The sequence below is a fragment of the Sphingobium sp. Ant17 genome (assembly GCF_000588875.1).
GTDB lineage: Bacteria > Pseudomonadota > Alphaproteobacteria > Sphingomonadales > Sphingomonadaceae > Sphingobium.
Genome location: NZ_JEMV01000017.1, coordinates 1 through 17,687, shown reverse-complemented (window position 1 = coordinate 17,687; position 17,687 = coordinate 1). Strand labels below are relative to the sequence as shown.

The 17,687-nt window shown below is 63.5% G+C and carries 17 protein-coding genes and 2 pseudogenes; 4 read left to right on the top strand and 15 right to left on the bottom strand.

Annotation, left to right across the window (positions count from 1 at the left end; genetic code table 11):
• Window positions 1–41: 41 nt before the first annotated feature.
• The 6 genes from BF95_RS09620 to BF95_RS09600 form a co-directional block, all read right to left on the bottom strand.
• Complete coding sequence (locus tag BF95_RS09620; protein ID WP_043151149.1) at window positions 42–1,742, bottom strand: long-chain-fatty-acid--CoA ligase; 1,701 nt, start codon at window positions 1,740–1,742, stop codon at window positions 42–44.
• Between the two features lie 137 nt (window positions 1,743–1,879).
• Window positions 1,880–2,563 (bottom strand): DUF1013 domain-containing protein, encoded by a 684-nt coding sequence (locus tag BF95_RS09615; protein ID WP_043151147.1) that lies wholly within the window; start codon window positions 2,561–2,563, stop codon window positions 1,880–1,882.
• Window positions 2,564–2,678: 115 nt separating this feature from the next.
• A complete protein-coding gene (locus tag BF95_RS09610; RefSeq protein ID WP_043151145.1) occupies window positions 2,679–3,707 on the bottom strand; it encodes a glycosyltransferase family 4 protein in 1,029 nt (342 codons plus the stop codon).
• A 12-nt stretch (window positions 3,708–3,719) separates the two neighbouring features.
• Entirely contained in the window at window positions 3,720–4,595 is an 876-nt protein-coding gene (locus tag BF95_RS09605; RefSeq protein ID WP_043151143.1) for a UDP-2,3-diacylglucosamine diphosphatase, read from the bottom strand.
• A gap of 85 nt (window positions 4,596–4,680) precedes the next feature.
• The gene (locus BF95_RS27310) at window positions 4,681–5,415 is read right to left on the bottom strand and encodes a hypothetical protein (RefSeq protein WP_152542635.1); all 735 of its coding nucleotides are present in this window, start codon (window positions 5,413–5,415) and stop codon (window positions 4,681–4,683) included.
• Between the two features lie 11 nt (window positions 5,416–5,426).
• A complete protein-coding gene (locus BF95_RS09600; protein WP_043151141.1) occupies window positions 5,427–6,446 on the bottom strand; it encodes an NAD(P)H-quinone oxidoreductase in 1,020 nt (339 codons plus the stop codon).
• 101 nt (window positions 6,447–6,547) lie between these two features.
• On the opposite strand from BF95_RS09600, the gene BF95_RS09595 reads away from it, so the two are divergent.
• The 4 genes from BF95_RS09595 (at window position 6,548) to BF95_RS09585 (ending at window position 10,007) form a co-directional block, all read left to right on the top strand.
• On the top strand, window positions 6,548–6,745 hold the full coding sequence (locus BF95_RS09595; protein WP_043151140.1) for a DUF1192 domain-containing protein: 198 nt from the start codon (window positions 6,548–6,550) through the stop codon (window positions 6,743–6,745).
• The gene (locus BF95_RS27860; RefSeq protein ID WP_161774263.1) at window positions 6,742–6,894 is read left to right on the top strand and encodes a hypothetical protein; all 153 of its coding nucleotides are present in this window, start codon (window positions 6,742–6,744) and stop codon (window positions 6,892–6,894) included. The genes BF95_RS09595 and BF95_RS27860 overlap by 4 nt, the downstream gene beginning before the upstream one ends.
• A 7-nt stretch (window positions 6,895–6,901) precedes the next feature.
• The gene (gene clpA, locus BF95_RS09590; protein WP_043151139.1) at window positions 6,902–9,220 is read left to right on the top strand and encodes an ATP-dependent Clp protease ATP-binding subunit ClpA; all 2,319 of its coding nucleotides are present in this window, start codon (window positions 6,902–6,904) and stop codon (window positions 9,218–9,220) included.
• Window positions 9,221–9,326: 106 nt separating this feature from the next.
• A complete protein-coding gene (locus BF95_RS09585) occupies window positions 9,327–10,007 on the top strand; it encodes an esterase/lipase family protein (protein ID WP_043151138.1) in 681 nt (226 codons plus the stop codon).
• A gap of 7 nt (window positions 10,008–10,014) precedes the next feature.
• On the opposite strand, the gene recN is transcribed toward BF95_RS09585, so the two are convergent.
• The 9 genes and pseudogenes from recN to BF95_RS09545 form a co-directional block, all read right to left on the bottom strand.
• Complete coding sequence (gene recN, locus BF95_RS09580; RefSeq protein ID WP_043151136.1) at window positions 10,015–11,679, bottom strand: DNA repair protein RecN; 1,665 nt, start codon at window positions 11,677–11,679, stop codon at window positions 10,015–10,017.
• A gap of 141 nt (window positions 11,680–11,820) precedes the next feature.
• A pseudogene (locus BF95_RS09575) lies at window positions 11,821–12,608 on the bottom strand (outer membrane protein assembly factor BamD).
• Window positions 12,609–12,664: 56 nt separating this feature from the next.
• On the bottom strand, window positions 12,665–13,684 hold the full coding sequence (locus BF95_RS09570) for a sensor histidine kinase (RefSeq protein ID WP_043151134.1): 1,020 nt from the start codon (window positions 13,682–13,684) through the stop codon (window positions 12,665–12,667).
• A gap of 39 nt (window positions 13,685–13,723) precedes the next feature.
• The gene (locus tag BF95_RS27305; protein ID WP_152542633.1) at window positions 13,724–13,969 is read right to left on the bottom strand and encodes a hypothetical protein; all 246 of its coding nucleotides are present in this window, start codon (window positions 13,967–13,969) and stop codon (window positions 13,724–13,726) included.
• 93 nt (window positions 13,970–14,062) lie between these two features.
• Window positions 14,063–14,308 (bottom strand): DUF2274 domain-containing protein, encoded by a 246-nt coding sequence (locus BF95_RS09565; RefSeq protein ID WP_004350794.1) that lies wholly within the window; start codon window positions 14,306–14,308, stop codon window positions 14,063–14,065.
• Complete coding sequence (locus BF95_RS09560) at window positions 14,305–15,582, bottom strand: TrbI/VirB10 family protein (protein ID WP_004350795.1); 1,278 nt, start codon at window positions 15,580–15,582, stop codon at window positions 14,305–14,307. The genes BF95_RS09565 and BF95_RS09560 overlap by 4 nt, the downstream gene beginning before the upstream one ends.
• A gap of 2 nt (window positions 15,583–15,584) precedes the next feature.
• A complete protein-coding gene (gene trbG, locus BF95_RS09555; protein WP_004350796.1) occupies window positions 15,585–16,589 on the bottom strand; it encodes a P-type conjugative transfer protein TrbG in 1,005 nt (334 codons plus the stop codon).
• Window positions 16,586–17,290, bottom strand: coding sequence for a conjugal transfer protein TrbF (trbF, locus tag BF95_RS09550; RefSeq protein ID WP_004350797.1), 705 nt, complete (start codon window positions 17,288–17,290; stop codon window positions 16,586–16,588). Before trbF ends, trbG begins: the two co-directional genes overlap by 4 nt.
• Before the next feature lie 17 nt (window positions 17,291–17,307).
• A pseudogene (locus tag BF95_RS09545) lies at window positions 17,308–17,687 on the bottom strand (P-type conjugative transfer protein TrbL); the annotation flags it as partial.

The following is a 17,687-nucleotide window of genomic DNA, read 5'->3' as shown; positions in this document are numbered from 1 at the left end:
ATCATCATTCCTATCCATGTTCGATGCATAGATAGGAAGGGTCAGGCCAGGCTTCCAGTCGCCAGTTCCGCCGCCCGCGCCCGTTCTTCGGCGACCAGTTCCTTGCGCGACAATTTGCCCACCAGCGTCTTGGGCAGGGTCAACCGCACCTCGACCGCCTTTACCCGTTCATGCTTGCCCAATTGCGGGTTGAGCCAAGCCTTGAGCCCGTCATCATCGATATCGAACCCGTCATTGAGGGTGACGAAGGCCTTGGGCTGTTCGCCGCGATAATGGTCTGGCACGCCGATCACCAGCGCCTCCTTGACCGCGGGATGGTGGTAGAGGACCGATTCCACCTGGCTGGGGAAGACCTTGAACCCGCCGACCGAGATCATGTCCTTTAACCGGTCAACGATGCGGACATAGCCATCTTCGTCAATCTCGCCGACATCGCCGGTGCGGATGAAGTCGCCCATGAACACTTCGGCGTCGGCATCGGGGCGGTTCCAATAGCCCTTCATCACCTGTGGTCCGGCGAATAGCAATTCGCCCGGCTCGCCCGGCGGCGGCGGTTTGGTCGGGTCTTCGCGATCCACGATCTTGACTCGCGTGCCGGGCACCGGCTGGCCGACCGTGCCGGTCTTGTTCAGCCCCTCATAGGGGTTGGTGCAGACGATCGGGCTGGTTTCGGTCAGGCCATAGCCTTCGATCAGCTTGGCCCCGGTTGCCTCCTCGAACCGTTGCCGCACTTCCAGCGGCAGCGGCGCGCCGCCCGAAATGCAGGCGCGCAGAGAGGAAAAGTCGATGTTGCGGATTGCCGGATGATCGAGCAGCGCCTGGAACATGGTCGGCACGCCGGGCAGCGAGGTCGCCTTGACCCTTTGTACGGCAGCCAGCACCTGCGCCGCGTCGAAGCGCGGCAGCATCACCATTTCGCCGCCGTTCAGCACTGTACGGTTCAGTGTACAGGTATTGGCGAACACGTGGAAGAAGGGCAGCACCGCGATGATGCGATCCGGCTCGTTGGCATGCGGATCGATCACCTGCGCCTGTCGCGCATTGGCGGTCAGATTCTGATGAGTCAGCATCGCGCCCTTGGGCGTGCCGGTGGTGCCGCCGGTATATTGCAGCAGCGCGACATCCTGCACAGGATCGATATCCGCGACCACGCAGGTCCCCGGATTGGCGATCAGCCGGTCGTAGCGCAGCACGCGCGGATCGTCGGGCAGCGCGGCGGTTTCCGCCGCCTTGAACCAGCGGAACAGCAGCGATTTGACCGGCGAGAGCATTTCGGCGACCGAACCGACCACCAGCTTTTCCAAGCTGCTATGGTCCAGCACGTTGAGCGCGGTCGGCAGCAATGCCTTGGCCGACAAGGTGAAGAGGATCTTGGTGCCGCTATCTTCGACCTGATGTTCCAGTTCTGCGGCGGTGTAGAGCGGGGAGAAGTTGACGACGATGGCCCCGGCCATCAGCGCGCCATAATAGGCCGCGACATAATGGGGGGTGTTGGGCAGATAGAGGCCGACCCGATCGCCCTTCTTCACCCCCATCGCCTGCAGGCCGCAGGCGATGCGTTTGATCTGGCCGAATATCTCACCATAGGTGAATTTGCGCGCCATGAAATCGATCATGACCGCATCGGGGTGGGCCAGCGCGCTGGTGGTGATCATCTCTCCCATCGATAATGGCGGGAAGGTCTGGTCCCACAAAGCGGGGTGGCGGTAATTCTCTCTCCAGAGCTTTTCTATATTCTCCATGCCCCAAAGTGTATGGCCATCGGCCGCTTTACGCAAGCGTCAAGCACAGCAAAAAGGGCCGCGCCGAAAGCCCGGCGCGGCCCTGAAACATGCTGCATTGCAACGACCTGCGAGGGTCGCCGCGTGACGCTACGGCATCACACCTCGCCCTTGTTGTTGCTGAACGGATCGATGATCGTCGCAACGCTCGAAATCAGGTCCGTCTCGCTCTTGAGCGCGTCTTCGGCGCGCTGCAAGGCGTCCTGCCGCTCACGCCGCAGCTCCTCGATCAGGGCTTCGCGGTCGCCATCCAGGCGCGAATCGGTCGGTGCTTCGATGCCCAGCTTCTTGGCGGCCTTGGCCACCAGAGCATCGAGTTCGCGCTGCGAACACAGGCCCAGCGTCACTGGATCCTTGGGCGTGATGTTGGAGATGTTCCAATGGGTGCGATCGCGGATCGCGGCGATGGTGGTGCGCGTCGTGCCGATCAGCTTGCCGATCGCGCCGTCCGAGATTTCGGGGTGGTTGCGCAGGATCCAGGCAATGCCATCGGGCTTGTCCTGGCGCTTGCTGACCGGGGTGTAGCGTGGCCCCTTGGTCCGGCGCACCGGCTCAGGCCCCTTGAGCATCTTCAAGCGATAGTCGGGGTTCTGCTCGCCCTTGTGGATTTCGTCCATCGTGATTTCATGGGCGCGAACGGGATCACGGCCGGTATATTTGATGCTGGCCGTGTCATCGGCGATCGCCTGCACTTCGAGGATGTGCAGCCCGCAAAATTCGGCGATCTGGTCGAAGCTCAGAGCGCTATTGTCGATCAGCCAACTGGCGGTCGCGTGGGGCATAAGAGGCTGGGACACGGGGCTTCTCCGGCACGTAAAAACGATAAGGGCCGCCCAAGCAGGGCGGCCGCGACCGTTGGCAGATAGTCCATCCCGCCCCGTTCGGCAAGGAAAAGCGTCAGGCGGCGCTGTCGATCAGCATCGGGTCGATGGCGTGCAGGCCGGACAGGAATTCCTGCGCGCTGCGTTCCCAGCTGAAACTGCGGCCATAGGCGGCGCAGGCGGCGCGATCGCACAACAGGGCCTGCGCGATGGCGGTGTCCAGATCCTCCGACAGCGCGCCGGTTTCGGGGGTGATGATGTCGATCGGCCCGGTGACGGGATAGCCCGCGACCGGGGTGCCGCAGGCCATCGCCTCGATCATCACCAGCCCGAAAGTGTCGGTGCGGCTGGGAAAGACGAACACATCGGCCCCCGCATAGGCCCCGGCGAGGTCTGCGCCGAACAGGGTGCCGAGGAAACGCGCCTGCGGATAGGCGCGTTCCAGGGCCGCGCGGGTGGGACCGTCGCCGACGACGACCTTCGTGCCGGGGTGATCGGTCGCCAGAAAGGCCTCGATATTCTTTTCCACCGCGACCCGGCCGACATAGAGCTGGATCGGACGGGCCAGGTCCGCGAACGCGGCGGGCGGCGGCGCGTCGGGCGTGAAGGCGGTCAGGTCCACGCCCCGACCCCAAGGACGCACATTGGCGACACCATGGGTGCGCAGTTGATCGCGCACCGACTTAGTCGAGACCAGCACTGCCTGGGCCGGGCCATGAAACCACCGGATATAGCGCCAGAACCAGGCCGCCGGCAGGCCGGTGCGCTGGGCGACATAATCGGGAAAATGGGTGTGATAGGCGGTGGTGAACGGTACGCCGCTGCGCAGGCACCAACGCCGCGCCGCGACACAGAGCGGCCCTTCGGTCGCCAGATGGACCGCGTCGGGCCGGAAGGTGGCGATCGCCTGCCCCACCACGGCCGGGCGGACCAGCGCCAGCCGGATTTCGGGATAGGTGGGACAGGGAATGGACCCGTAGAGATCGGGCGAGATCACCTTGATCTCATGCCCCATCCGTTCCAACTGGTTCTGGATCGTCTGAAGCGTGCGGACGACGCCATTGACCTGCGGCGACCAGGCATCGGTGACGATCGCTATCCGCATGGCGCTGGTCCCTTATGCCGCCATCCGCGACGATTGTTTCGCGGGTTCGGCGGCGGTGCGGGCGGCGATCTCATCGGCCCAATGCAGCACCTGCATCCGCCCGTCATCATGTTCGACCAGCGCGGTACAGCCTTCCACCCAGTCGCCGTCATTATAATATTCAATGCCGTCGATTTCGCGCATTTCGGCATTGTGGATATGGCCGCACACCACCCCGTCGACGTCGCGCGTCCCAGCTTCATGCGCCACCACTTCTTCGAAGCGGGAGATGAAGGACACGGCATTCTTGACCTTGTGCTTGGCCATTTTGCTGAGCGACCAATAGGGCAGGCCCATACGCTGGCGCACCGCGTTCACGACGACATTGAGGCGCATCAATGTCGTATAGGCCGCGTCGCCGACGAAGGCGAGCCAGCGATGCGCCAGCATGATCGTGTCGAACTCGTCGCCATGCAGCACCAGCAGCTTGCGTCCGTCGGCGGTCGTGTGGATCGCCTTGCGCCGGATTTCCACGCCGCCAAAGTTCATGCCGGTGAACTGGCGGAACATTTCGTCGTGATTGCCGGGGATGTACACCACCCGCGTGCCGCGCTTGGCGCGCTTCATCAGCCGCCACACCACGTCATTGTGGGTCTGGGGCCAGTAGAAGCGGCGCTTCAGCCGCCAGCCATCGATGATGTCGCCGACCAGATAGATGGTGTCGCTGTCGACGCTGTCGAGGAAATCGATCAGCATCTTGGCGTTGCAGCCGCGCGTGCCCAAGTGAATGTCGGAAATCCAGATGGTGCGAAAGCGGCGACGCTGCCCTTCCCGCTCCGGGATGTGGAACGGGGTGTCGGAACCCTGTTCCATCTCACCCAGAAAGGGCAAGCGCGTAATGGCGTTCATGATACGATCCCCAAAGACGTGTATCCTTGGGACCGAGTCCTTAGCGCGCCATTGTTACAAGTCCGCACCGAATATGACGGAAATGCTACGGTTTGCGGGTATCCAGCGCGGGATGCCAGGTAACTTTGCTACCCCAACGCCGAGCGAAATCTGCCGCATGACTTCGCATTTCGGACGTCGCATTCAATAGGAAGAAAGCACGCGCCGTTCCGACTGCTGCCCTCAGAGCATCCACGCGAAAACCTAACTCTGCGAGACGAGTGCCCCAGTGAGCCAGCTCTAAGATGTTGCCGCCAGCCATGCGCGTATGATGATGATAAACGATGATAGTACGGCCTTCACGTTGCAGTGACTTCAACTCGCTAAGTGCAACACTTTTGCCTGCTTTTCTTGCACCAGCGCTGTAGTTCGCAGTTTCCAATCCATTGTCAGGATCGAGAAAAAGCAAATCGCAATCACGCACTGCGTTAAGGGCTTTATCGAACCAAGCCGATCGAGAAGCACGGCGATCAGAGGTGCTGCCCTCTATTGGAATGACATCGTTAAAATAAACGGCGTCTTCAAATAGGCCCGATTGCTCCAGCGATTCAACGTTCCGATTTCCGCTTTCCACGATTGACCGTAAATGATCAAAAAGGATTGGGTCGAGAGATCGCCATAAATGCGGCCTATCCAGATATGTCACATGCTTGCCGTCAGCATTGTGCGCTTCATCGGGATAGAGCCACCACAACACACCCAAGCGACAACTAGGGGCCAAATGCCTCAATATTGAAAGTTTTACGAAGTCACCGATGTCTGCGGCATAACGGTTTTGCATCGTTCAGCCCCTCACACCACCAGCACGATCTTTCCGAAATGGTCGCCTGCATCCATCCGCGCATGGGCTTTGGCGGCGTCCGCCAGGGCGAAGCGTTGGTCCATGGCCGGACGCAGCTTGCCTTCGTCGACGAAGGGCCAGACGTTGCGGACCAGTTCGTCGGCGACGAGGCTTTTGAAGCCCACCGATCGCGCCCGCAGCGTCGAGCCGGTGAGGGTCAGGCGCTTTTGCATGATCGAGGGGATGAAGATGCTCGCCTTCGCGCCGCCCAGCACGGCGATCGAGACATGGCGCCCATCTTCGGCCAGGCATTCGAGGTTGCGCGGCACATAGTCGCCGCCGACCATGTCCAGCACCGCCTGGCACCCCTGCCCGCCGGTGATGCGCTTGACCTCTTCGACATAATCCTGAGTGCGGTAGTTGATCGCATGATCCGCGCCCCAGCCCTTGGCCTGAGCGCATTTCTCGTCCGATCCGCAGGTCACGATGATCTTGACGTCGAACAGGTTGCACAGGCGGATCGCCATCGTGCCGATCCCGCTGGTGCCGCCATGGACCAGCACCGTGTCGCCGCCGACGGCATAGGCGCGCTCGAACAGGTTGGTCCAGACGGTAAAGAGCGTTTCGGGCAGCGCCGCCGCCTCCACCATGTCATAGTCCGCCGGAACCGGCAGGCATTGGCCCGCCGGCGCGACCGCATATTCGGCATAGCCGCCGCCCGTCAACAGCGCGCAGACGCGTTGCCCGACCAGCAGGTCCGACCCGCGCCCGGCAGCGACGATCGTGCCGGACACTTCGAGCCCCGGAATGTCCGACGCGCCCGGTGGCGGTGGATATTTGCCCTGCCGTTGCAGCACGTCGGGGCGGTTGACGCCTGCCGCCGCAACCTGGATCAACACATCCTCATCGCCAGGCACGGGCATGGGGCGGCGCTGGGCCACCAGGGCATCGGGACCACCCGGCGCGGCTATGCCGATCGCCATCATCTCCCTGGGCAATGTGCCCTTGGGCAATGTCTCAACGTCCGCCATGCATTCCCCCAAAACCCGACTATGCTGCGATGCGCCAAAATCGCGCAATCCCGCATAGGCCCTTATTGACACAGTGGCCAACAGGGTCAACATTGGCCTGCATGGACATGGACGACGACCTCCCCCGCAAGGGCGATGATCTTCTGGCCCGGCTTATCCAACAGGATCTGGCGCCCTTGTCCGTGGCCGAACTGGAAGCCCGCATAGCCGCCCTCGAAACGGAAATCGCGCGCACCCGGTCGAAAATGCAAAGCGCCGTTAACCATAAGGCAAGTGCCGAGGCGCTATTCAGACGATGACCCCCCGTCCAGCCCCAAGCGCCCCGATCAAGGGCAAATTCGGGCATGGGCAGTCTGGCAATTCCGGCGATCGGGCGCTGTGCCTTGATCCGCCGTCGAGCAATGCCGACATAGGGTTCACCATCACCCCTTATCGGGGTCAGGAGTAGAGTAAACATGCCTTCTTTCGCGCCCGCTTTGGAAACCACGCTGCACAACGCACTGACCCATGCGTCGGAGCGCAAGCATGAATATGCCACGTTGGAGCATCTGCTCCTGGCACTGATTGATGACGAACATGCGTCAAAGGTGATGCAGGCGTGCGGCGTGGAAGTCGGCGAGCTGGGCGACGCGGTCACCCAATATCTCGACACCGAACTCGACAGCCTCAAGGTCGAGGGGGCAAGCGACCCCTCCCCCACCAGCGGCTTCCAGCGCGTGGTCCAGCGCGCCATCCTCCATGTGCAATCCTCCGGCAAGGATGAAGTGACCGGGGCCAATGTCCTTGTCGCGCTCTTTTCCGAACGCGAAAGCTATGCCGTCTATTTCCTGCAACAGCAGGATATGAGCCGCCTCGATGCCGTGAGCTTCATCAGCCATGGCGTCGGCAAGGGCACGCCCGCGCCCGAGCGTCAGGAGACCAAGGGGGCAGCTGAGGAGGAAAAGAAGGTGCAGGACGGCAAGGGGAAGAAGGACAGCGCCCTCGATCAGTTCACCGTCAACCTCAATGAAAAAGCGGAACGCGGGAAGGTCGATCCGTTGATCGGTCGCGGGTCGGAGGTGGACCGGACGATCCAGATCCTGTGCCGCCGTTCGAAGAACAACCCGCTGTATGTCGGCGATCCCGGCGTCGGCAAGACCGCGATCGCCGAAGGGCTGGCCCGCAAGATCATCGAGGGCGAGGTGCCCGACGTGCTGAAGGAAGCGGTCATCTATTCGCTCGACATGGGCGCGCTGCTGGCGGGCACCCGCTATCGCGGCGATTTCGAGGAGCGGCTGAAGGCGGTCGTGACCGAGCTGGAAAAAATGCCGCATGCGGTGCTGTTCATCGATGAAATCCACACCGTCATCGGTGCCGGCGCGACGAGCGGCGGCGCGATGGATGCGAGCAACCTGTTGAAGCCTGCGCTGTCGGGCGGGACGATCCGCTGCATCGGGTCGACCACCTACAAGGAATTCCGCAACCATTTCGAGAAGGACCGGGCGCTGCTCCGGCGCTTCCAGAAGATCGACGTCAACGAACCGACGATCGAGGATACGATCAAGATCCTGGCGGGCCTGCGCTCCGCGTTCGAGGATCATCATCACGTCAAATATACCCCCGATGCGATCAAGGCGGCGGTGGAATTGTCGGCGCGCTACATCAACGACCGCAAGTTGCCGGACAAGGCGATCGACGTGATCGACGAAGTCGGCGCGATGCAGATGCTGGTGGTGCCGTCCAAGCGCAAGAAGACGATCACGCCCAAGGAGATCGAACAGGTCATCGCGACCATGGCGCGCATCCCGCCCAAGACCGTGTCGTCCGACGACAAGAGCGTGCTGGAAAGCCTGACCACCGATTTGAAGCGTGTGGTCTTCGGCCAGGACAAGGCGATCGAGACGCTGTCGTCGGCGATCAAGCTGTCGCGGGCGGGCCTGCGCGATCCCGACAAGCCGATCGGCAACTATCTCTTCTCCGGCCCCACCGGCGTCGGCAAGACGGAGGTGGCGCGGCAACTCGCCACGCTGCTCGGCATCCCGCTGCAGCGGTTCGACATGTCGGAATATATGGAACGCCATTCGGTCAGCCGTCTGATCGGTGCGCCTCCGGGCTATGTCGGCTATGATCAGGGTGGTTTGCTGACCGATGCCGTGGACCAGCAGCCGCATAGCGTCCTGCTGCTCGACGAAATCGAAAAGGCGCATCCCGACCTGTTCAACATCCTGTTGCAGGTGATGGATAATGGCCGCCTGACCGATCATCACGGCAAGACCGTCGATTTCCGCAACACCATCCTCATCATGACCACCAATGCCGGTGCGTCGGACATGGCGAAGGAAAGCATCGGCTTTGGCGAACTGACGCGTGAGGATGTGCAGGAGGATGCGGTGAAGAAGCTCTTCACGCCTGAATTCCGCAACCGCCTCGATGCGATCGTGCCCTTCGGCTATCTTCCGCCCGAAGTGGTCGCCCGCGTCATCGACAAGTTCGTGCTGCAACTCGAACTGCAACTGGCCGACCGCGACGTCCACATCACGCTGGATGAAGAGGCCAAGGCCTGGCTCACCAAGAAGGGCTATGACAAGCTCTATGGTGCCCGCCCGATGGGTCGCCTGATGCAGGAAAAGATCAAGCAGCCGCTGGCCGAGGAACTGTTGTTCGGCAAGCTCGTCCATGGCGGCGAAGTGCATGTCCATATGAAGGACGAGGTGCTTGCCTTCGAGATCACCCCGGCGGCCCCCAAAAAGGGCAAGAAGGGTGGCAAGGCCAAGGCGGCCGAAGGCACGAAATAACGGCGCTTAGCTGTGCGACGGAAAGGGCGGCCTGCGAGGGTCGCCCTTTTTCTTACGCCGTCCGCCACCGGCAATAGCCGGGTTTCACCATCATGATCGGCCTCCTATGAATCAGCCTGCCGCGTCCCCGCCTGAAGCGATCATATTGCTGCACGGCTTTGGTGGCCATCCGGTCCAGACTGCACTGCTGGCACGTCGTCTCCGTGGCGCTGGTTTTGTCGTGTGCAATATCGGCTATCCCTCGTGGCGTTGGCCGATCGATCGCATCGTTGAGCATATCCATGCGAGGATTGCGCCCTTCGCCAAGGCGCAAGCTGGCCCGATCCATTGCGTCGGCCACTCGATGGGCGGCCTTGTCCTACGCGCTTATCTGGCGCGCCATCGCCCGCCCAATCTTGGTCGCGTCGTGATGTTAGGGACACCCAATGGCGGCAGCGAAATGGCCGATCTCCTCTATCGCCTGCGCCTTCATGGTCCGATCCTCCACCGCGCAGGAGAGGCGCTGCGCACCCGGCGGCAGGCCGCCGTCGAACAGGCCTTTGGCACGGTCGATTATCCTTTGGGTATCATTGCCGGTGACAGGCCGATGCAGGCCTGGCTTCCCGGCCTTGTGTTCCGCGCAGCCAATGATGGCAAGGTCAGCGTCGCCGCCACCCATCTGGCTGGACAGGCTGATCACTTGATCTTGCCCGTCGCGCATACGGCGATGATCTACACCCGTCCGGTGGTTGATCAAGTCGTGCATTTCCTGCGTGACGGCCATTTCCATCGGGGCGCGCGGCTTTAATCTGCTCCTACAGCGTTTCGAGCAGCCTATCCGCCTGGGCGCGGGCTTCGGCGGTGATTTCTGCGCCGGAGAGCATCCGGGCGATTTCTTCGCGGCGTTCCTGGTCGTCCAGCGCGTGGACACCGGTGCGGGTGACGGTGCCGTCGCTGGATTTGGCGATCAGCATATGATCCGCCCCGCGCGCCGCGACCTGCGGGCTGTGGGTGACGACCAGGATCTGGTTGCTGTGCGCCAGACGCGCGAGCCGTTCGCCGATCGCCGATGCCACCGCGCCGCCGACGCCCCGGTCGATTTCGTCGAAGATCAGCGTATCCGCCCCGCCCTGCTCCGCCAGAGCGACCTTGAGCGCGAGGATGAAACGGGAGAGTTCGCCACCCGAGGCGATCTTGGTCAGCGGGGCGAAGGGCGCGCCGGGGTTGGTCGAAATCTCGAACTCGACCCGGTCCATGCCCTGCGCGGTCCATTGCCCTTCGTCCAGTGGCGCGACCACGGTGCGGAAGCGGGCGGCGTCAAGTTTCAACGGCGCAAGTTCGCCTGCCACCGCTGCATCAAGGCGACCGGCAGCCAGTTGGCGCTCGCCCGACAGTGCCTGCGCTGACGCCCGATAGGCAGCGGCCTTGGTCGCGACTTCCGCTTCCAGCGCCGCGATATGCTCTTCGCCGCCTTCGATCGCGGCCAGCCTTGCCGCCATTTCTTCGCATAGGCCGGCCAGGTCATCGGGCTGCACCTGATGCTTGCGGGCGAGGCCGCGCAGGTCGAACAGGCGGGTTTCGATGCTGTCGAGCCGGGCCGGATCGAAGCTGAGCGCTTCGGCGGCTTCGGCTAAGCGATCCTCCGCCTCGCCCGCTTCCACCACGGCGCGGTCGAGCGCTTCGAGTACGGCGGTCAGCAGCGGTTCCTCGCCCGCGATCCGGTCGAGCCGCCGGGCGGCTTGGCGCAATTGCGCGAGGCCGCCGTCGGAGCCGGTCAGGCAATCGCTGATGGTGGACAGATCGTCGGTCAGGCGCGCGCCCTTCTGCATCGTCGCGCGTTCTTCGGCGAGCGTCGCCTCCTCGCCGGGTTCGGGGGCGAAGTTGCGCAATTCTTCGACGGCATGGGTCAGATAGTCGCGGTCGCGCGCGGCGGTGTCGACCGTGGCACGGGCCTCGGCAAGCGCCGCAGCGGCCTTGCGCCAAGCGCTGTGCGCCGTGCCGACCGCGCCGGTATCGCAGCGGCCATAGGCGTCGAGCAAGGCGCGATGGCCGCGCGCGTTGAGCAAGCCGCGATCATCATGCTGGCCGTGAATTTCGACCAGCGATCCGCCCAGTTCGCGCAGCAACGCCGCCGAGCAGGGCTGGTCGTTGACGAAAGCGCGGCTGCCGCCATCGGCCTTGACCATGCGGCGGATGATGAGCGGTTCGCCCGGTTCCATCTCCACGCCATTGTCGACCAGCAGCGCGGCGGCGCGATGGTCGCCGGTCGGCGGATCGAAGGTCGCGATGACGCTGGCCTGCGCTTCGCCATTGCGGACAAGGCCGCTATCGGCGCGCGCGCCCAGCGCCAGCCCCAGCGAATCGAGCAGGATCGATTTGCCCGCACCGGTTTCGCCGGTCAGCACGGACAGGCCAGCGCCGAACTCCAGGTCCAGCGCTTCGATCAGCACGACATTGCGAATGGATAGGGCGGTTAGCAGCGCGATTACTCCCCCCTCCTTTCAAGGGAGGGGTCAGGGGTGGGTGCGCCGCGCCAGCGGCGCCTGCAACGGCGAGGTTCGACGCGCCCCTGCGGGTCGCGACCCACCCCAACCCTCCCTTGGAAGGGAGGGGCTTAATTCTTACGCCTTGCCGCCATGTTCCCGCATCAGCTTGTAGGACCGTTCATACCATTCGGAACCGGGATAGTTGGCACCCAGCACGGCGGCGGCCTTTTGCGCTTCGGCGGGGACGCCCAGCGAGAGATAGGATTCGACCAGCCGCTCCAGCGCTTCGGGCGTGTGCGTGGTGGTCTGATATTTGTCGACCACGGTGCGGAAGCGCAGCGTGGCGGCGATCCATTGGCCACGGCGCTGATAGAAGCGGCCGACTTCCATTTCCTTGCCCGCCAGATGGTCGTTCACCAGATCGACCTTCAACCGCGCATCGGCGGCGTAGCGGGTGTCGGGATAGCGGCGGATCAGTTCGCCGAGCGACGCCAACGCCTGCTGCGTGATCTTCTGGTCGCGGGTGACGTCGGCAATCTGCTCATAATAGCAAAGCGCGATCAGATAATAAGCGTAAGGGGCGTCTTTATTGCCGGTGTGGATCGCCAGGAAGCGCTGCGAAGCGGAGATGGATTCGGCATAATCGGTGTTCATATAATAGCTGAACGCGACATGAGCTGCGCCCGGCGCGCCCAGGGGGAATAGGGATGCTGGCGCTCGACCTCATCGAACAACGCGGCGGCGAGCTTATACTGGCCGCGATCGAGCCGGTCCTTGCCGCTATTGTACAGCGTCGATACGTCGCGGGCGACATATTGCGTGTCGGCCTTGTTCTTCGATGTCGAGCAGCCCGTAAGCAGAACGGCAGCGAGCAGGACCGGGGTGGTGGCCGCGCCGATGCGCGTCAGGGTTTTCGTCAGCATGGAGCGGGTCATAGCCGAGCGGATCGCTGCCGCCAAGCGGCAGAATTGCCTTACGATCAACAGGCTGCCCGTGGTGGGAGGATAAGTTGCGCCATGGCGCCACCTTGCGGGCCGGGCGACAGGGTGAAACACCCGCCCATCTGCGCCGCCAGCGTGTTGGCGATGCGCAGGCCAAGGGATTTGCTCTGATCCAGGGTGAAATCGGGCGAGACGCCGCCGCCGTCATCGGACACCCGTAGGCACAGGCCACCTGCGCCCTGGTCCAGCACCACGATGATCTGGCCCGCGCGGTCGGGCAAACCATGTTCGATGGCGTTGCTGACCGCTTCGGCGACCACCAGCGCCAGCGGCACGGTGATGGCGGGGTCGAGTTGCAATCCCTCCGGCGCGTCGACGCTGGCGGCGATGTCGGTGCGACCGCTCGCTTCGATCACGTCGGCGGTCAGCGTCGTGAGGAAGGCACGCACCCCCTGCCCCGCGCCCGACGGATCATAGAGCGCGCGGCTGATGCGGCCGATCAGCGCCAGACGTTCGGACGCGTCATCCAGTGCGCGGCGCGCGATATCATGATCGACGTGGCGGCGCTGAAGCGCGAGCATCGCGGCCACGACCTGCAGATTGTTGGACACGCGATGCTGCAATTCGTGGAACAGCAATTCGCGATTGTCCGCCAGCGCGGCGCTGCGTTCGCGCTCGATCGCCAAATGGAAATTGGCGCGCTGCATGAAATGGATCAGCACGATATCGACAACCACGACGCCTGTGTAAAAGATCATCGCTGCCGCCACGCCCGGATTGAGGACGAAACTGTTGCGGGGGGCGATGAAGAAATACCAGGATGCGGCGGCGCAAAGGATGGCGGCGAAAAACCCCGGCCGGACCCCGAACAGGAAAGAGGCGAGGATGACGGCGGGAAAGAATGTCACGAACGGATAGCCAACGGGCAACAGCGGTTCGGACGCGAAGCGCAACAGCAGCGCCAGTCCACAGAAAGACAGCGTCAATGCATAAGCATAGACCGGTCGGTTAAGAACGAGCGGTAGCCGTTCGACGAACCGCGCGTTGCTACGCTGCATGCCATTTTCCGATATCCATATCGTTACACTAGCAGAACTTCATGCCGGTGCATTGATCGAAATCAGTTGGCGGGTGCCGACATAAAAAATGGCTGGCGTCAAGCATTGTGTTGAAATCACGCGAAGCTTGAAACCATATACGGGGCAATAGGTTAGCTCTGTTTCATGCCGTTCGCAGAGGATGCGGCATTGTGGGCTGGGAGCCACATAAGAGCCTGGAGAAAGAGAGTCGAGTCGCGTTGCAGCGATGGAGATTGCCAATGGCTGGCAGGCTTGTTCAGTCATCTTAGCCGATTCCCTCGCAGCCTATCCAGAACGAAGAACGCGCAGCGTTGGGCTGCGCGTTCGAGGGATGGTCAGTCTGGTTCCAGTGCATCTTCAGCTTGGCTTCGGTGGCACGGCCTTGCTGCCGTTTCCTTTCCTGAATCCCCGATCCCCCGCCATGAACGCCTCCAGCATGTGCGGGATCAGCATCGAGGCATCGACCGCCTCGCCATACGCCTGCGCATGCAGCGCGGCATAGCGGTCGAGATCGGCTTTCAAGCTGGCCGGGCAAGCGAAGGTCAGCTTGACGCTTTCGGTCTTGGGTAGCGGCCCCAGCCGCAGTTTCTTGGTCGTGCTCATCGAGAAGTCCCCTTGTTGAAGAACAGCGGCTGATAAGGCCGTAGCACCAGATCGCGGTTGACGATGATGCGCACCGGCAAGCCGGGGCGGCTGGTCAGCGTGGGTTGGATGTTGAGATTGCGCCGGGTCACTTCCTGGCCGACCTGGTTCACGGTGTCCTGCAGGCTGTCGCGCCCGGCGATGATGACGCGATCGCCGTCCTGGCGGTTCTCAGGTGCAGCCAGTTCGGCACCGACACCCAGCAGCGTGGTCAGCACGGCACCTGCAAAGATCCGATCCCAATGCCAGTCCACGTCGTCCTCCAGACCGGCATAGCCTGCCGGGTCGGTGCCGATCAGGTTGTCGAGCGTGAGCGAAGACGTGTCCGGCAGGATGATGCGGTTCCACACCACCTGCACGCGACTCTGGCCGTAGCTGACTTGGCTGTTGTACTTGCCCAGGATGCGCGAACCCTGTGGGATCAGCAGGAACTTGCCGGTGGCCGTGTCGTAGATCGGCTCCGTCACCGTGGCGATCACGTCGCCCGGCAAGTCCGACTTGATGCCCGTCACCAGCGCCCCAGCGACCACCGTTCCGGCCATGACCTGATACTGCGAAGCCGGCAGGGTCAGATTGCCGGAATTACGGGTTTCCGTGGAACCACCTTTTAGGAACGTCTCTTTCTGGTCTTGCCGGTTCTGCACGGCAGTCGGATCAGCAGGCTGGGCCGCCGTCGAGGCCGGGCCAGCGGCCAGCGGGTCGAAAGCGGCATTGGCAGCGAAGCCTGGTGCGGCAGCGACCTGCGACTGCGCCACAGGCGCTGCTTGCGGGGAACCAGTGCGGAAGAACACCGATGAAGCCGCAGCCGCTTCTGCCTCCTTGCGCAGCGCATCGTTGGGGTCGTAGCCCGACGCGGCATAGGTGGCGGCGACCGGCTGCTGCGAATTGACGATGGCTGGCCCCAGGTCGCCGGGTAAAGGAGGCCCCAGCTCCGGCACGTCGGGCGGCAGCGCTGGCAGCTTGGAATAATCCGTTGGCAACGCATCCAGTCCTCCGGAGCGCGAGACGCGATCCACGTTGTACAGCTCCGTGGATTCGCCCGCGCCGCGTTGCTGCGGTTGCAGTGACCAGATCAGCGCGCCCATCACGCCAACCGACAGGCCGCCGGCGAGGATCGCCAGCGTGCGCCGGTTCAGGCGCGTGACCGGGCGCGGTTGAGCGCGCAGCGCCACCGCCTCGGGTGCCACCTTGTCCGCCTGCTGCGTGGCAAGGTCGGGAATGTCGTCCTGGCTCATGCTCAGTTCCTCCCGGCGATGCCATCCGTGCGCTCGATGCGCACCACATCGCCCTTGTCGGCCCCCAGGCGCAGTTCTGCCGCACCGAACAGGCGATCCACGATGTAGTACGGCGAGCGGAAGCGATAGTTCACCAGTTGCCCGTCGCCCTGAGTGCCGATGACGAACAGCGGCGGCAGCTCGCCCTGGGCGATGCCTGCCGGGAACTGGATATAAACCTTCTCGCCATCATCGAAGGCACGCAGCGGCTTCCACGGCGGATTGCTGCCGCTGATTGCATAGCGAAAGCGGATGTTCTCCAGCGACAAGCCTGCATCGACCGGCGCGGCAGCGCTGGCAGCATGTGCCTGACGCTGCAAGGCCAGCATCCGATCCTTAGGGTAGTCCCAGGACACCGACGCCATCCATGCCTTGTCGGTCGAAGTCAGTTCCAGCAAGTACGTCCTGCGGCTGGTGGTGATGACCAGATTGGTCTTCAAGCTGGAACGGATAGGTTTGACCAGCACATTGACGCGCAGATCGGCCCCGCTGCCGCTGGAGGTGTCGCCCACGATCCAGCGCACGGTATCGCCCGCAGCGACCGTCACCAGTTCTTCGCCGGGCTGGAGCGCGATCACCGTCACGCGGCCCACCGACGCATAGACCTGGTACAGCGCGCCGTCGGTGAAGGGCCAGACCTGGATCGCATTGACGTAGCCCTCGCGGGTCGGTGCGATGCGCGCCTCCGCGTTGGCGCGGGAGACGCGCACCTTCTCGTCGGCAGGCTCTGGTGCCGCCGGGGCCACATCAACGTCCGGCAGCGGCTTCAACTGCGCTGGCAATGCCAACGGCTCGGGCACAGCCACGACTTCGATGGGCTTGGGCGGCTCGGGCAATGGCTGCGCCTGCACCGGCTCATCGAGCGAAATGACCGGCGGCGGTTTGCCCTGCGTGGCGCAGCCCGCAAACAGAACAGTCGATGCCAGCAGGATCAGCGGCAATGCGTTTTTACGGAAACGTGCATTCATGGCTTGGCTCCGTCAGAAGAATCCAGTTCACGGCTCCACGACAGGCCATTGACGTAGATGCCCAGCGGGTTGCGGCGCAGGCGTTCTTCGGTGCGCGGGGTCTGCTGCACGATGGACACCACCGCCGTCCATCGCTCCAGCCCGGCCGCCGCGCCATTGACGTAGCGGCGTTCCATCCAGCGCACGTTGAACGACGCATCGCTGGCGCGAACCACGCTGGTGATCTGTACCGTTACCGACTCTTTGCCGATGCGGGCGAACGGGTCATTCACCCGCGCATAGTCGTTAAGCACCGCCGCGCCTCGGTCGGTGGTGTAGTCGTAGGCATCGAGCCAGTTCTGGCGCACGACGATGGGGTCGATGGACAGTGAGCGCACCAGCGTCACGAACCGCGCGATATGGTGTGCCGTCTGCGCATCGGTGGGCCGGTACGGCGTGGCCGCTTCGCCCACGGTGCGCACCTGGCCGGACTGATCGACTTCGATGACATAGGGCGTGACGATGGATTGGGCCGAGCGCCACACCAGGCCACCGGCCATCAGCAGCGCGAGCACCAGGCAGCCGAAGGCCATCAATCGCCAGTTCTTGGCCTGCACGCGGGCCGAGCCGATGCGCTCGTCCCACACCTGGGCAGCGGCTTGATACGGGGTGGCAGGCTGCGGCGTATCGGCATAGCGCACCTGCGGTCGTTTGAATCGCATGGCGTTCTCCTTGAAAGTCAGCTATCGGAATCTCGCAGACTCGGGCCTTGGCCCGAACCGCCGCCGTCGCCACCGCGCAGCGTGTGCGCGGCCGTGGTGGTGGCCTGGGTGAGTCGTTGGCGGCGTTGCAGGCGCTTGGCCCAGCCCGGTTTTTCCTGCTTCTGCGCGTTGGCCGTGTCGCCAGCGGCATCGCCTGCGGTGGCCTGCCCGGAACTGGCAGCGCCACCGCCTGAACCACCATCGGTGCCGGAGCCTTGCCAGCCTGCTTTGAATGGCGCGGCCGCCTTGGCTGCCGCCGCTTTGATGCCTGCACCGGCGCGCTGGCCAGCGGCCTGTGCGCCGCCCTTGGCGACACTGCCCAGTCCAGCCATCGCGCCTTTGGCTCCGCCGCCCGCAG

Excerpts from the sequence above, each read along its gene's own strand:
- BF95_RS09610 (WP_043151145.1), bottom strand. The coding sequence starts at position 3,707 with ATGCGGATAGCGATCGTCACCGATGCCTGGTCGCCGCAGGTCAATGGC.
- BF95_RS09595 (WP_043151140.1), top strand. The coding sequence starts at position 6,548 with ATGGACATGGACGACGACCTCCCCCGCAAGGGCGATGATCTTCTGGCC.
- BF95_RS27310 (WP_152542635.1), bottom strand. The coding sequence starts at position 5,415 with ATGCAAAACCGTTATGCCGCAGACATCGGTGACTTCGTAAAACTTTCA.
- BF95_RS09560 (WP_004350795.1), bottom strand. The coding sequence starts at position 15,582 with ATGAGCCAGGACGACATTCCCGACCTTGCCACGCAGCAGGCGGACAAG.
- BF95_RS27305 (WP_152542633.1), bottom strand. The coding sequence starts at position 13,969 with ATGACTGAACAAGCCTGCCAGCCATTGGCAATCTCCATCGCTGCAACG.
- BF95_RS09600 (WP_043151141.1), bottom strand. The coding sequence starts at position 6,446 with ATGGCGGACGTTGAGACATTGCCCAAGGGCACATTGCCCAGGGAGATG.
- trbF (WP_004350797.1), bottom strand. The coding sequence starts at position 17,290 with ATGCGATTCAAACGACCGCAGGTGCGCTATGCCGATACGCCGCAGCCT.
- BF95_RS09605 (WP_043151143.1), bottom strand. The coding sequence starts at position 4,595 with ATGAACGCCATTACGCGCTTGCCCTTTCTGGGTGAGATGGAACAGGGT.
- BF95_RS09620 (WP_043151149.1), bottom strand. The coding sequence starts at position 1,742 with ATGGAGAATATAGAAAAGCTCTGGAGAGAGAATTACCGCCACCCCGCT.
- BF95_RS09565 (WP_004350794.1), bottom strand. The coding sequence starts at position 14,308 with ATGAGCACGACCAAGAAACTGCGGCTGGGGCCGCTACCCAAGACCGAA.
- BF95_RS09585 (WP_043151138.1), top strand. The coding sequence starts at position 9,327 with ATGAATCAGCCTGCCGCGTCCCCGCCTGAAGCGATCATATTGCTGCAC.
- BF95_RS27860 (WP_161774263.1), top strand. The coding sequence starts at position 6,742 with ATGACCCCCCGTCCAGCCCCAAGCGCCCCGATCAAGGGCAAATTCGGG.
- BF95_RS09570 (WP_043151134.1), bottom strand. The coding sequence starts at position 13,684 with ATGCAGCGTAGCAACGCGCGGTTCGTCGAACGGCTACCGCTCGTTCTT.
- BF95_RS09615 (WP_043151147.1), bottom strand. The coding sequence starts at position 2,563 with ATGCCCCACGCGACCGCCAGTTGGCTGATCGACAATAGCGCTCTGAGC.
- trbG (WP_004350796.1), bottom strand. The coding sequence starts at position 16,589 with ATGAATGCACGTTTCCGTAAAAACGCATTGCCGCTGATCCTGCTGGCA.
- clpA (WP_043151139.1), top strand. The coding sequence starts at position 6,902 with ATGCCTTCTTTCGCGCCCGCTTTGGAAACCACGCTGCACAACGCACTG.